At 42.3% G+C, this 16182-nt stretch carries 8 protein-coding genes; all 8 read right to left on the bottom strand.

All coding sequences use genetic code 11. From position 1 onward, the window contains the following. Nucleotides 1-65 precede the first annotated feature (65 nt). On the bottom strand, nt 66-3008 hold the full coding sequence (locus tag DW640_RS14285; RefSeq protein WP_117578552.1) for a glycoside hydrolase family 88 protein: 2943 nt from the start codon (nt 3006-3008) through the stop codon (nt 66-68). After that, nucleotides 3005-5164, bottom strand: coding sequence for a polysaccharide lyase 8 family protein (locus tag DW640_RS14280; protein ID WP_193759379.1), 2160 nt, complete (start codon nt 5162-5164; stop codon nt 3005-3007). The genes DW640_RS14285 and DW640_RS14280 overlap by 4 nt, the downstream gene beginning before the upstream one ends. Nucleotides 5165-5303: 139 nt before the next feature. Further along, entirely contained in the window at nt 5304-5975 is a 672-nt protein-coding gene (locus DW640_RS14275; RefSeq protein ID WP_008767252.1) for a DUF4998 domain-containing protein, read from the bottom strand. Nucleotides 5976-5998: 23 nt separating this feature from the next. Further along, a complete protein-coding gene (locus DW640_RS14270) occupies nt 5999-7246 on the bottom strand; it encodes a DUF5126 domain-containing protein (protein WP_008767253.1) in 1248 nt (415 codons plus the stop codon). A 23-nt stretch (nt 7247-7269) separates the two neighbouring features. Next, on the bottom strand, nt 7270-9216 hold the full coding sequence (locus DW640_RS14265) for a RagB/SusD family nutrient uptake outer membrane protein (RefSeq protein ID WP_008767254.1): 1947 nt from the start codon (nt 9214-9216) through the stop codon (nt 7270-7272). Nucleotides 9217-9227: 11 nt separating this feature from the next. Then, nucleotides 9228-12386 (bottom strand): TonB-dependent receptor, encoded by a 3159-nt coding sequence (locus DW640_RS14260; protein WP_061472924.1) that lies wholly within the window; start codon nt 12384-12386, stop codon nt 9228-9230. A 126-nt stretch (nt 12387-12512) separates the two neighbouring features. Next, entirely contained in the window at nt 12513-14621 is a 2109-nt protein-coding gene (locus DW640_RS14255) for a glycoside hydrolase family 2 protein (protein WP_008767256.1), read from the bottom strand. Nucleotides 14622-14640: 19 nt separating this feature from the next. Then, entirely contained in the window at nt 14641-16071 is a 1431-nt protein-coding gene (locus DW640_RS14250; RefSeq protein ID WP_032841307.1) for an alpha-L-fucosidase, read from the bottom strand. Nucleotides 16072-16182: the final 111 nt, after the last annotated feature.

Genomic DNA, 16182 nt, shown 5'->3' with positions numbered 1-16182 from the left:
ACATATATGTCCTGCACGCTGGGCATATATGCCCTATAAATACTTCATATATCTAATACACAGACTTATTTTGTGTACATCTTCAATCGGATATATCCTTCCTTCGACTGATTTTTCAATGCAATCCCGATACGTGTATATGCCGGAGAGTTCACTTCAATCGTTTCGGAAGTAAACGCCACTTTACCGGATGCCTCAATAGCTACAATCATCTGTTCGGAATCAGTAGCCAGCAGAAGATGTGTATCGTCCAGGATTTTCCAGTCGGCTCGTGTCGTTATGGCTGTTTCGAATCGGATCGGTGTTTTCGCTGTAAATTCATCGCCAACTGTAAAGTTGCCTTCACCCTGGCGGTCGTAAACGAAAGTACGAATGAGCTTATCCAAATTGGGGGTGGAATAGGCAGAGGTATAGTCAATACTGAATACATCTTTTTCGTTCGTAAATTCTTTCTGTAGCACAACGCCTTTCGCTTTGCCACCCGAGGACTGTGTTCGTCCGTCTACTACAGGAACCGGATGACCGAATGATCCTTTTATCTTATATTTCTGAGGAGCGTCTCCGTTAAAGTAATCACCGGGATAGGAGTTCGGACCACCCTGATCGCCAACCATCGTTTCACTTCCCAAAGCTACGGCATAAGAACCGACATCATTGTGGTTATGATTCTCCGCATTGGTTCCGCCCTTGGCTGATATGGCCAGACGACAGGAAGTTCCACCGGCAGGACGAGCAATCAAAATACCTGCCTGCTCATAATAAGCGCGCAAAGCATCCGACTCTTCCTGCAATACCTGACGGATTCCGTCTGTCATTCCAACCTTTGCAACCTGACTTGTGAAAAGTTCGAGAAGGTGAAGGGACAAGTTGTTTCCTTTGGGTAAAACAGGCTGTTCTTCTGCAGAAGTAATACCCAGCGCCCGGTCGCAGTAACTGAGAATAAACTTGTCCGGCGACAACCCGATGCGACAATCCGAATAGGCGGGGCACACTCCTTCATTCATCTGTATCTTCTTCCCATACCGGGCGATACGGACAAACTTGGGAGTCTGAAAGAAGTCGATCTTTCCCTGCGTTGCCCGGTATACTTCTTCACGCAACAGAATGTAGGCACAGAAACCATAATTATAATAACCTACACCTTCACTACAGTAGCCGTCGTCAGCGTACCCCTTCATTCCATACACGTTATACTTTTCGGCTGCCGCAACAAAGTAAGCACGTTCCTCCTTATCGGGCAACAAGGCAAGAGCCGCACCGGTAACACCCGCCAGACACACAGAGTTCCAGTTATTGGTAGCGGTGAACCACCAAAATGGTTTTGTCTCTTCCAGACAACGGTAGACCGGACGGAAAACCTTCTCACGGAAAGCACACTGCACCCGTGCCCTTACCTCCGGCGACAGACGATCGTCCAGCATGGTAACACACTGAGCAATACCGTTTCCGGCAGTAGCAACCACCAAGTCTACATAATAATCCGTTCCTTTATAATTCTTCAGACCGCGGTCGTGGGCAGGAATAGACCAAGGCTTCTGACTGCAAAGAGCCACCAGAGCTTTTTCGATGGCAGGGACATAACGCCTCTTATTTTCAAGGCATTCAGCCAAAGTCAGCCTGTACAGATATTGATAACGGGCATTCATCATATTCTCTCCGGGCAAACGAACATTCGTCTTATTCAGATGCAAGTACAATGAATCGACAAAAGGGGGCATCCCCTGCTTTAACAAAGCAGGAGCTTCCTTTTCCAGAAGTTGTTTAGCGTCGTCACTCTCTTTTATCTTATTCCAGAAAGTTCGGTCTTTATAAGACCTTCCTATCCCCTGCGGTCGATCGGGAAGCATAGCTGCAATTTCCTGAATACGGTTCTGCGGGATAGTAGCATTCTGTTTCGGAGCGTCTTCTGCCATACGATACATTTCCGTTCCGGCAAGCAGGAAAGCACCCGGTCCGTATACTTCTGTCATATTGCGGGTCACTTTCTTTGGGTCGGCACCGATAGGTTGTACATATCCTAGTTTACCGTCTTCTTCTACCGCAGAAAGCAGTGCTTTCCATCCTTTCTCTACTACAGGCAGGAACTTTTCCTTTGGTAAAAGTCCCTCGTTCAGTCCATAGGCAAGGGCATATACGAAGAAACCGCTACAGCTTGTTTCGGGTGATGGATAAGCGTCCGGATCGAGCAGACTTGCACGCCAGAACCCGTCGCTGCTCTGTAAATTAGCGATGCGGTAACAGAGTTTCTGAAACAGTTCCTGATAGAACGGACGATATTTGCTCTTGGCAGGCAGTTCACGTAGCATTTCTACCAGTCCGCCAAGCACCCAGCCATTGCCCCGTCCCCAAAAGACTTTGGCACCATTACTCTCTTTCATATCAAAATAACGGTGGTCACGGTAGAAGAGATTTTCTTCTTTATCGAACAGGAACTCGTAAGTCGCTTTGTACTCTTTATCCATAAAGCGAATGAATTTCTTATCACCAGTGATATTATAGAGTTTCAGATAAACGGGGGGTGCCATGAAAAGAGCATCACACCAAGTCCAGTGTTCTAATGTCGTGGCATCTCCGTAAGTCAACTGAAACGAACCCGAAGGAGGATTGGCGACCACCCACTCCGTACGCGCCAGAGTAGGAACAATCATGTCCTTTTGCTTGTACTTTTCGTACAGATACAGATAGGTTTGAGCAATACAAATATCATCTGCATGATACATCCGTTTATCTACCTGCCAATAGTTACGACTTCCCAGGCGGGTCAGCCATTTATAATAGAAGTCATCCTGATCGTCCTTCTCGGCGATCTCTGCCCAATAAGCAAGTCCCAGGAAAAAGGTGGCATTCACCCAGTTGAGATCACCATAAACAGCTCTGTTGTAATGACCGATCTGCCAATCGGCTACCCTACGCATCGATTGCTTCACTTCGAGTTTAGTAAACGATTGTGCATGTGTCGTGCATAAATAAGCTATGCTTAGAAAAAGAATCAAAAGTAATTTCTTCATAATATATTTTTTAATTTATATGCTTTGGATGCACCGGCATAGATACCGGTATTTCTAAAATCACATAAAACAGTCTTTCGCTCGCTGGATATTTCAGGAATCAGCAATTCAACTTTAATACAAGATTGTGTCTGCCCAGGATCAGCAATATGCAGTTCGGCATTGCCACTGTGTCCATCCTTAATCATCAATGCACAGGCTTTATCCACACTTACAGAAAGCTCTCCGTTACGGAATGTACTCTCTTTATAAAATACCATTTGCCATATTCCTAATTTCGTATGCCTCACTATCTGCATAGAATCCGTATTCGCCAGAATTTCGACGGGACTCTTCCTGTAGTTATTCATCTTGCGGGCAGAATGAATCCCAGGCACCACGATATAGGCATAGGTAGCATTCCGGGGATTACAACCATGATTAAATCCCAAAGTAAAGACCTCTTGCTGCTGCTCATTTTTAGATTCAGTATGATTAATGCTGTACCACGATCCCGTCTGTATCTTCTTGCTCAAAAAGAGATTTCCGCCGGCGGGAAAGACATAACCAATTCCATTGTGCAATACCCATTCGGGAGAATCATAGACGAAATCTCCTTCTTTCACCATCGACTGCTTCTTACTTTGTGACAATATGACCTCCTTTTTCGAAAGCAAACATTGATTGATAGTAGTACATACCGGTACACCGGCTGTCGAATTAACCCCCGCTCCCAAACAAATGATTTCATCATCGAAAAAGAACCAGGACTTTTTAGCTGCGGTATTTATATCAGCATAGGTATCAAAATATGAATAAACAGATACGCCATAAAGACTATCAGAGACTCCTCCTGCAAATACGGAAGTTCCCTTCGTTTGCCAATCAATTACAGTTCGTGGAATGGTATCCAGTTGAGGAGCAGTCACTCCAGGAATACGATTCCAGTTCCATACCGGAAAGATGCGGGCGTACTCGTCCCCTTCGGTCACGATGTTTGTACATCCGTCGGACATAAAATAGGTTTTCAGATTTTCACCATTCCCATATTCGCATCGCATGGTACGATTGGAAACCATACGAACGTCAAATGTATAGTGGGGACGGACATGAAGAGCATAGTCTCCTCTGAAATAATGAGTGTGTAACGGCTTTATTCCATAGTTGGCGGACTTCTTGCCTTCCAATCTGGCTATAATCGCATTGTATTCATCAATATGTGCCGGGTCGAGCTCCAGCATTCGTTTGGCAAACAAGGCGGCATGACTCTTTTGGGTAGCATTATTACGGCTCACTCCTCTTCCCAATACATCGAAAAGCATGTATTGTCCACGTATAACCTGATAATAAGTGCCGCACATAAAATGCCTCAGAAATTGTATTCTCTCATCATCCAATGCATATTTCGTTCCTTTAGTATATAGAGCTACCTGTGTTACTCCTTTCAGTATTTCGTCTCCATAACCACCGATATAAAGCTGCACGCCATGCTGAAAATAGCTGTTGTCATGCTGAAATCCTTCTTTCACAGTATATGATAGAGGACTATAAACATTCTCAACAGCCGTTTTCAAGTCAACATCATTCTTCTGAAGGCAAGCTCTATAAATCCAATGTAAAGCAATATCCGTCCGGTTGGCTCCAGTCCATCTGGCAGGATGTCCGCCGTCCTTCCGCATACGTTGCAAGACCTTTGTCTCCAATACTTCCGGAATCTGCCTTTTACCAACACGCATCTGAATAAGCAGAATACCGAGTTTCTGCGGCTCAGCAATCTGATTATACCACCAGTTATTACAATGTGGATTACGATGCTGCCAATACTCCAAGCCCTTTACTATCTTATGATACAAATCTTCATTCTGATAATAGGAATTCTTTGGATGAGTATAAGCAAATACAAAGTCATACAACCGATCCACATGAATAAGTGGCATCCAGTTAGTACGATCCCGGCGGGCATAATCTATATCTATAAAACATCCTTGGACGTCATCATACAGCTCCAGAGCTTTATCAATATTCGGATTTTCTGCAACCCCATCCCGAATCTTCTTCATTAGAATATCAAAATCATCATTCTGCAAGCCAGACGTACAAATAGAGGGGCAAGGTAAAACCAAATCCCAAGGACTCCATGCCAGCAATAATAGAATTATGATTTTATAATGTATCATTTTCATATATGCATGTTTATCATTTGGAGAATAAGGGGGTATGTCAAAAGTAACTAAATTCCCTTCTTGAAGGAGGAGAGCTTAGTTACTTTTGACACACCTTCTCATCCTTAAAATACAATCAGGCCGACCACTCAGGCTACTTCGTATATTTAACAGGTTTCGACCAGATTTTATCCAATACGTTTTCCTGCGGAGCATACAAGGTTTCCATTATAAAAGAATCGCCTGTAAAATCTTCTAAAACGTCCTGTCCTTCCTTATTATAATAAGAAATTTTTGTTGTTTCTTCTCCTCCCTTGTTCCAAGTTAGCCTGGATGCCACTAATGTGCTGTCCAGCAACATGGAATATTTGATGACCAGATTACCACTCTGCATACTCTTAGAAACAATGGAACGATTTAACAGATAGCTCTGGTACTGTGTCCCATAAATGGTTCCTGTAAAGTCTGTAGCCAATGATTTATTCAACTCATCATCTTCCAGCCAGGCGGAAAAAATGATAGACCCCTCCCGCATATTCTCTAAAAGAATATCCGTCCTCTTATTTTTGGCCAACTCATATCTGACAGTATCACTTTGATTCAATGCAAGAGCAATCTTTGTAGATCTCCCGTCTTTCACTATCGGAAATGAAATCAACACTCTTTCCCACCCATTACGCACGGTTATTGAATCTTTCGATAATCGTGTAAGATACATGATTGGACCATCCTTAACAAAGTCCTTATAAGTCGCATCCATTGACTCGCAAGATATAATGGAACAAAATATCAAGATGCTGACTGATATAAATATAAATTTCTTCATAATATTTGTCTTTTATATAGCAATTACTGTATTATTTTATCCTCCGGTGTTCCAAAGAAAGTAAGTTCTGCCACATTGATACGAGATGTTCCTACATTATAATTCTTGATACAAACAAACGTCACATATCTATATGCATCCAGATCTACGGAAAATTCGAGTTCATTGCCGTCTCTTGCCAGTTCCTTATCAGCATCAGTTAACGGGACAATAGCCGCCGGAATAACAGAACCGTCGGCTCTGGGCAATACTCCTTGATATAACCGTACCCATCCTTCATCATTTTCCGGATCAAACTTGGTTACATTATTATCATTTCGTCCCCAAATTTCTATTTCTTTCGGATACAGACCGTCAAATATAGATGAATAATCAGTTCCATTCCTTCTTCCATAGACAATCATACGGCTGAGCTTAAACTTCTTCCCTAAGTCCAGTGTCACCGAACTCGGCTTGGTAAAATCATATCCCGCTGTTGTGAGGGTCATGAAAGTATTATTGCTTCCAATAATTCCGTCATACAGATTCTTTGGGGTATTAGCATTCGGTGCCAGATAACCTTTGTATTCGCCAATAGCCAAGTATCCCATTTTTTTCTTATCTACTTCCTCTTCATAATATGGAGTCAGAGATATCTCCTTACTTTCAGAAAGATGTCCCCACCTATCCTTCACCACCACACTAAATTCTGAAGGAACGGCTTCCATACCACGTATGGGCTCATTAATCTCTTGCTTTTTGGTATATAAAGCTCCAGCTTCCGTCCATTTTCCTGTAGCATCCTTCCGGTACACATAAAAAGTAAGAGTCTCATTGCTGGTGTTGGATGTCTTTATCCGGATACCGGCAAAATCCGGTTTTATTTCCATCTCCTTATAAGCAGTGATATAAGGTGGCTCTTCCGGATTTATTTTTACTTCCAGAGGTTCAGAATAGGCTTCACCCGGACTTACAGAATACAACTTCACATTATATTCACCAGCTTTTTCAAATCCTTCCACCACTACAGAGTCGGCAAAATACGAAGCATTGGTCGAACGTTCTCCTATCTCTGTCATATATACAGCCTTCATATAAAGAAAATTCTTATCACTGGGCTGTGTAAAATAGATTATAGACTTTCCCGGCAGATTTTTGACACCATTCAATACTACCTGTTCAGGCGGAGTCGTACTTCCATGGGGAGAATTCATATCACTATCGTTATCGCAAGCACTAGGCAGCAATGTGATGGCTAGTACTAAAAGGCTACTGTATATTATCTTTTTCATAAATCAAATGTCACTTTAATTACTTACCAACCATAATTTTGAACTAAGTTAGGATCTTTTCTCAACTCACCGATATCAATAGGCCAGAAATACATTTTGGGAGTAAAATCCCGGACAAGCACTAAGTTCTCACTATAATAATCTACATCAGTTTCTCCATAACGGACTTTCCAACCGGTCAATGGCTGTGTCAATTCTGTTGTCGCAGTTTTCCACCGACGGACATCCCAAAAATAATGTCCTTCAAATGCTAACTCAATACGACGCTCCTGCATGATGATTTGTCGTAGACCAGTCTGAGTAGCATACTTGCTGTTTCCTACATATTGGTCCCAACTTTCTTTTACGCCTTGAAGTCCCGAACGTTCTCTCACCATATCGATCCATGGCAATACCGTAGCATAATCCTCTCCTTTTTCATTTAAAGCTTCGGCATACATCAAATACAAATCAGCCATACGGATAACAGGGAACGGATAAGTGACCGATGTAAATCCGGAAGCCGCATCGGACATGACCGTCTTGTAGTTAACCACTTTCTTAGGCCAAATACCAGTCAGGTTCTGAGAGTGATCTGCCGGAATGGGAGACACATTTCCTCCTTTACGCGCATTCACCGAATACAAGCCCGAAAGTCCCGTCTTTCCTTGTCCGAACCAAATACCGCCGTCAAAGCCTAAGCTGGCATAATATCTGTGTTCACGTTCCAGATTCAATTTGACTGTTCCCGTTTTATAATTCAGCATAATAGTATTCTCATATCCGGGCTCAGCTTCCACCGGCGTGGGAGCCTGCACTTCAAATCTATTAGCATAATCCCATGTCTTATCTTCTTCTATAGGAACCCCATGTTTAGTATAAAATGAGTTAGTCAGTCCAAGAGAAACACCCAGATTGGTTCTGTTCGTAGCATTCTTAGCATTTCTGCCGGGAACCAAGTCACGCGGCATTGCCTGTATCTGATAGTTGTCATAAGAACCCGAACCGACCCATGACTGAGAGTTTGCCCATACCACTTCTTTGTTCCACTTCTCAGTGACAGCACCTCGCAGATTCATCATCAGCTTGTCGGACTCTGTCATGACCACAGTGGGATCATCAAAATAATATAAACCGAATCCCAAATCTTCGAGATAAGTAATGGCTTCTTTACACGCTTCGGCAGCCTTTACCCATTTCTGCTTCTTCTCCTCTTCCGTTTTTACCGGATTAAAGATTTTCACACCTCTATTATCTGCAATTACCTCATAATCCATATTTCCATTGAACAATGGACTTGCAGCGGTTACCAGAACTTTCGCTTTCAATGCTTTAGCCATACCTACGGTCACTCGTCCCAGTTCTTCAGCTTCATTCTCTATTTTAGCCGGAACATCCGGATTAGCAATCACCTTGTCCAAAGTTTCTGTCACATAATTGAAACAACTGTCCAATGTCTCCCGATAAGGATGCATTTCCTCCGTACTACTACTTACCGGAACATATCGGTCCATAATAGGAATCGGTCCATACATCCTGATCAGATAGAAATGATAATAAGCTTTCAAAAATTCCACTTCACCGATCCATCTGTTTTTCTCGCTATCATCCATATCCGGTGTAGTATGTATATTCTCAATCAGAATATTACAATAAGCAATTCCCTCATATAAATGCCCCCATTGAGCACAATATGGTGAATCGGACTTTTGCAATCCTTGGGCTATATACCAGGCGCTGGTTCCCAAATAGCTCCGGAAAACATCGGAAATACAAAAATCACCGGCACCAAGCAAAGCTACATTATTTTTGAGACTTCCGTCACTAGGCATATACCTGTAGCAAGTGAACAAGACTTTTTCCGCTTCTTTTCTCAAGGCGAAAGCATGGTCTTCAATGGTCGGTATGTTATCCGGGACGATATTCAGTTCACATGATGTCAATATAAACACCGACAAACATGACAATATACATATTTTGATTTTTTTCATAACCATTCTTTTTAGAAACTTACATTTACACCAATATTGAATACACGTTGTAACGGATAATTAAGACCATTACCTGCCAATTCCACATCCCAATCCTTGAACTTACTCAAAACAAAAAGATTGGTAGAAGACATATAGAGCCTCAGATTGGACATACCCCACTTGCTCACAATTTTTTGAGGTACTGTATATCCCAGTTCAACCAATTTCAGTCGTAAGAAGGAACCGTCTCTCATGAACCATGTACTCAGCTCTTTATTGTTAGCAACAGAAGTGGTTGACAATCTGGGCCATGTTGCATAACGATTTCGGTTACTTTCCGACCAATAGCTATTTGCAATAAATTTCACTAGTTGATTATTAGTTTTCTGCTTCATATCCGGATCTTTAAAGAATGGAGACATCTTATCATAATCAATCCAGAAAGAAGACTGCGCCGAGCCGTGGAACTGGAAATTGATGTCAAAACCTTTATAGCTAAATGTTGATCCAAAGCCATAGTTGATTTCCGGACTAGTCGGATGTCCAATAGGAACTTGATCCAATGAATTAATTACTCCATCTCCATTCATATCCCGGTATTTGATATCTCCGGCTTTATAATCACCAAACTGTACAGGAGAGTTGGCCACTTCCGCATCGTCTATAAATAGCCCTTCCGCAATGTATCCCCACTTCTGGTTGGGCGAGTAGCCTATTTTGTATTTCCACCATTCCTTATCATACGTGTTATCTTCATATTTCAGATATTCACTATGCGCATAGGTTAAGTTTCCGCGTACTATCAAAAAAGCGTTTTTGTTAAGGTTCTTTTGATACTTTAAATCAAGATCCACACCGTGTCCTTTGGTCTCGCCAATGTTAGCATATACGTCTGCCTGATATCCCATTACGCTTGGAATACTGGCTCTTTTCTGTAATATGTCAGTACGATGTTCTGTGAAATATTCAGCTATCAGGTCAAATCCGTAGAAAGAAGCTTCCAATGCGAAATTAGCTTTACGGGATTTTTCCCATCCAATGGCAGGATTAGCATAACGTGAAACATTTACGCCCGGTCTGCTATATTTGTTTTCATACCCGAAAGATGCTCCACCTGCATTCATATTCACATTAGACAGATATAAGAAACGTTCATCGACTCTGCCAATCTTATCATTTCCCACCAAACCGTATGAGGCTCTTAGTTTCAATTTCGTAATTTTTGAACTGAGCGGTTGGAAGAATGGTTCGTTCGAAATCATCCAGCCACCACCGACGGACGGAAAGAATCCCCATCTGTGTTTCTTATCAAAGCGTTCGGAAGCATTGTATCCAAAATTGAACTCCGTGAAATAGCGGTCACTATAGGCATAAGTAAAACGTCCCGACACACCCATATTTCTTGAAGGCAAGCTCTCCTGCAAAGTTTTGTAGTTTGGATTCTTACTGTCAATATACTGAGTAACGATAAGACCACCTACGGAATGATCACCGAAAGTCTGATTATAACTGGTTCTCGTTTCGATTGTCATTACATTGTTGACAGTCTTGTCACCGGGACTAAAATCAAGGTATTCCGTTCCGGAGTCAGGATTGATGTTTTCGATAGAATATTTCTCTGTCATGAAATCATAAGAACTTAAAGCATAGTAATATGGCTTATATTGTCTGGTCTGACCGTAATATGATTTACGAGAAACGTTGAAGAAACCTTCAAATTTCAAACCTTTAGTGATAAAGTTCAAGTCCTGCGTAACACCTAATGTAGCAAGAAGAGTCGTATTCTCATATTCCTTATATCCTTTTACCATTTCAGCATACGGGTTAAGATAACTTCCGTCATCGCTGTTTCCAAAAAGAATGTGTTTGATATATTTATGTTGTTCATCGGTAGGATATACAGCGGGAAAAAGTACAGGATTAGACTTCATTACCATCTTATAAATATCCGATCCCGAATAAATAGGACCTTCATAAGTGTCAAAGATTCCACTTAAGTTTACTCTTACCTGGGTCGTTTTTGTCACATTGATGTTGACATTAGCCCTCATCTGATAAGTCTGAAGATTGATATTGTTGTTGAAGTTGTTCTTGCCGTCTACGTTGAGCAAACCCTGGTCTTTGGTATATCGCAGAGACACGTAATACGTAGCCGAATTTCCTCCGCCACTGATGCTCATGTTGGCTCTTCCATTCCAGGTCGAGTTCTTCATTAGTTGCCTTCTCCAGTCATTTGTAGGATAAATGATAGAACCAGATCCCGGAACGGTTCTGTCTATTTTATCATCACTATACATGACAGGGGCGGAAGGATCACGTGTTAAGATGGCTTCATTATGCAATTTCATGTAAGTGACAGGGTCTGCCAACTCAATATTACTGGTCGGACGAGAATTACTTCCCTCTATTCTTACATCAAACTTAGTTTTTCCTCTCTCTCCCTCTTTTGTCTTTACTAGAACGACGCCATTAGCTCCTCTCGAACCGTAAAGGGCCGTTGCCATGGCATCTTTCATGATTGAAAAACTTTCGATATCATCGGGATTCAAACGCCCTAAGTCCGTACTTGTAGATTCAATGTTATCAATCAGAATCAAAGGACTGGTGTTAAATCCGAAAGATGCGATACCACGTACAAAAAAGCTAGCATCGTCCGCACCCGGCTCTCCTGATGTCTGATAAGAAATAATACCGGCTACCTGACCTGCCAATGCAGTTGTCATATTACTGCTCGGCACTCTCAGGCTCTTTGGCGAAAGTGTAGTGATAGAACCAATCACACTCTCCTTCTTTTGTGTTCCGAATGCCACAATTTCCACCGCATCCAGTTCATTTACGTTTTGTGAGAGTTGGATGGTAACGTTTGTTTTCCCTTTCAGTGGAAATTCTTGTGTGTTATATCCAATAAAGCTGACTACCAGCACATCCTTTTGAGGAGAAGCCATCAAAATAAACTTACCATCCAGATCTGTGACAGTTCCACTGGTGGGATTACTTTTAAGAGTAACATTCGCTCCAGGTATTCCTTCACCGCTCTCATCAAAGACCTGCCCGGTAATCTTAACTTTTGCATCACTTTGCTGCTGACTCTTTTCATCACCAGTCATTTTCTGTTGCCCATCTTGCGAATATGCTCCTATCGCGACAAAGCAAGCTAGCAGAAACAAATAAAACTTTTCAATTTTCATAAATTATTAGATTAGTTAATGATAAATACTTGTTTTCCATTTAAAAGAGATTCTTTCTCATTTCATTCATAGGCTTTTATATTTTAGATTCAACATTTTTCAGATTACATACAGAAACGTCTCCGATTACCAACCTGCGTGCTCTTCTTTGTTTTCACTCCAATCGGCACTTCGCTTCTTTTCGCCGGTATAGTTCCATTCAATCTCGTCAGTGTATTCTTTTCCATTATATGTTGCAACGGTTTTAATTGTATTCTTACCTTGTTCCAAGGTTACATCAGCCAAGACATAGTGCACATCCGTGTAGCCTTGGCGTATACCCGTCAGTTCTTTTCCATTAAGATACACTTGCGGTGTACCTATGTTAGAATAAACAGTGACAGAAGTATGTTTTCGTTCGCGGTCGATGTTGCGACGCTGGGTCAGGTAGAGTACGGGATCTTTGCTCCAGTTAGCTTTATACCAGTAATAGGAGTCCTTTTTGATTTTCCGGTCAAAAGTGATCAACCCCTTCAAGTTACGGGCAGGTACACCGCCACGGCTCCACATCGGTACACCAAAGTCAAACATATTCCAAAGATAAGAAGCGATGATATAGGGATGCTTTGCAATGACACTCCATTGGTATTCATGCGTCTTGGTCTGAAAAGTTTCCGGATAGAAAGACTTTCCCCAGTTCAGAGCATCACCCAGATATTCTGTCTGATGGTCCAGATTTGCATCAGCACCATATTCCGTCAACATCAGTTTCTGCCACGGGTATTTCTCCTCCAGCCCTTTTACCCAAGGCTCGATATCCTGCAACTTTTTCTCATACCATCCGAAGTAGCGGTTCATTCCCTGAATATCCGCATTTTGATTGACCGGATGCTCTGCATGGCCATAACCATTTACAGATACAGTGTAGCGGTCAGGATCCTCTGTCTTGGCCAGATTATGCAGAGTCTGTGTCAGTCCTGCCGTATATTCGTGGGGCTGGTATACTTCATTGTGCAATCCCCATACATAAATGGAAGGGTGATTGAAACTTTGACGAATCAGTTCACGAAGCTGAGACTGTGCATTTTCGGCTTCATATCCTGTCACCCGATTCACAAAAGGAATCTCTGCCCAGATGACCAATCCCAAAGAATCGCAACGGGAATACAGGTAATCCGACTGTTGATAGTGGGCGAAACGGACAGTAGTCGCTCCGATATCCATAATCTGAGCCAAGTCGAAATCATGTTCTTTGTTGGTAAGCGCACTACCCAATCCCCACCAATCCTGATGACGGGTTACCCCATACATCGGGTATTTCTCACCATTCAAGTAGAAACCTTTGCCTGGCACAATCTCATATCTACGAACACCCAATGGCTGTACCACCTCATCAATTACTTTTCCGTCCGCCAGTAAGCGGGAAATAACCTTATATAAATAAGGGTCCTTACGTCCCTGCCACAGATGCGGTTTATTCAGTTTGAAGGTAGAAATGTAAGTCTGTGTTCCCTGCGGAGTGAGTACCAAAGGAAGGCGATGGGAAGTGACCTTCTTGCCATTCTGCGTATAAATGGTATTTTCGAGTACCAAGTCAGCAGGAGTAAGACTTCCATTGTCCAGCTTCACTTTCACTGTGATATCGGCAGAGCGTTTCGATACATTCCTTTGAGTAATATATACACCCGGAGAGGCACAATCGGTAACTGTAATGTTATTCTGTTCAGTAATAATCAGCCATACCGGACGATAGATACCTCCGTAAACCCCAAAAAGATTGTGATTTACCGGAATCACATCAGAACGTGAAGCATTATCCGCCTTTACCATTATCTCATTCTCAGCTCCCAGTTTCAATGCGGTTCCAATTTCAAAAGCAAAGGCGCTGTATGCTCCCCGGTGCATTCCGACAAGTTTACCGTTGACATACACTTCTGTGTTGGCGCCCACACCTTCAAAGCGAAGAAATACACGCTTCCCTTTCAACTCATTGCCAAAGAATTGTGTTTTCCTGTAATAACCAACTCCTTCATAGAAAGCATCAGCTTTTACCTGCATATCTTTAGCGTTCCAGGTATGAGGCAAGTTTACAGTTTCCCAGTCCGCATTCCATTGAGCAGCGACCTTCACCGGGTCCTGTGAAAAAGGCCCGCGTTTGAATAGCCATCCTTCATTGAAAGAGGTCACTTCCCGGGCAGAGAGTGAAAGAATCTGCCCGATAAGCGCTGATAAAATGAGTATATATTTAAACTTCATAGAATCGTTTCTTTATCATTTATGTTAAAGCATCTCGATAAATACTTTTTGTTCCTTTAGCTGCACGAACTTTAAGCTGAATTACATAAGGTTCACCCGGATTCTTTTTAGGAACAGATACGTTATATTCATTGCGGGTTGTCTCAACAACAGTGATATCTTCACCGGTAGTCAGCAAAGTGGCTTTTTCTACTGTAATGCCTTTCGGAGTCTTTACAATCAACCGTTCACTATAAGGCTGATTGAATACTACCATATAAACTTCATCGTTTTTACCACGTGTATAATATCCCCAGTCTTGTTTTTCAAATCCGGCATAATCGCAAGCATAAACAGCTTTTCCGTAACGATTCATCCACTTACCAATCGCTGTAGCCATTGCTTTCTCTTCGGGACGGAAATCACCATCTGCCTGAGGCCCGAAGTTGACAACCATGTTTCCACCCATGGAAACAGCGTGTACAATGCGGTCAATGACTTCAATCGGAGTTTTCACATAGCTCAATGACCAGTCTTTGTGATATCCCCATTGATTTTCGGGTATAGTCATGCAGGCTTCCCAGTCCCACTGTGTAACTTTGAGATCTTTCACCGGATCGGGCAAGCGGCGTTCGTAGCCGGATTCGTAGTCACCCATCAGACGACCATTGCTATCAAAATGTCGCTTTCCTTTGTCATCAGCACGTAAGCGGCTATTGATGGCAACACCCGGAACGAGTTCCTTCAACATTTGTTCTGCATGAGCTGTCCACCAACCATTCTTTTTAACGCTGGCATCCCACGTACCATCAAACCAGAAGTCCTTAACGGTCGGGTAACGTGTTGCCAGTTCTTTCAGTTGATTGTCGGTAAATTCAAGGAAACGGCTGAAGGCGATGCTATCTTCTTTGGATTTTATATCATAACGATAATCCGGATTACTCCAGTCCATCACTGAGAAATAGAAGTGTACATCAATTCCTTCGTCATTATAGGCTTTCACCAACTCGCCCAATATATCACGCTTATATGGGGTATTTGCTACGGTATATTTAGTATACTTACTAGGCCACAGACAGAAGCCTTCATGATGTTTCGTTGTAATCTTGACATACTTAGTACCCATTTCTTTGGCCATCTTTGCCCATTTCTTCGCATCAAATTTCGTAGGGTTCCATTGATCCATCAGTTTCAGCCATTCATCAGCAGGTACTTTTGCCCAGCTTTTCAGCCATTCGGCAGCTCCGCCATATACTTTTCCATTCCACTCTCCCCCGGGGATAGCATACAGTCCCCAGTGGATGAAGGCACCCAAACGATTGTCACGGAACTTCTGCATGGCAGGGTCTTGCCGTTTACCTTCATTCGTAGCTCCATATTTCAAAGGAATTTCCTTCTTTGCTTCTTGAGCAAACGTTACAGAACTGACAGTAATCAATAATAAGAGTAATGTTATTAATCTGCTTTTCATGCGATAAATTATTGTGTTTTTCATACTTATTTTATTGTCTTTGATTCTATGTATTAAAACAGAATGAAAGCATTGCAAAAATAGGAGACCTATATGACATCCATAAACACA

It is taken from the genome of Bacteroides sp. AM23-12, from assembly GCF_003434395.1.
In the GTDB taxonomy this organism is placed as follows: Bacteria; Bacteroidota; Bacteroidia; order Bacteroidales; family Bacteroidaceae; genus Bacteroides; species Bacteroides thetaiotaomicron.
The sequence above is the reverse complement of the archived record's forward strand: the minus strand, read 5'-3'. Positions and strand labels throughout refer to the sequence as shown.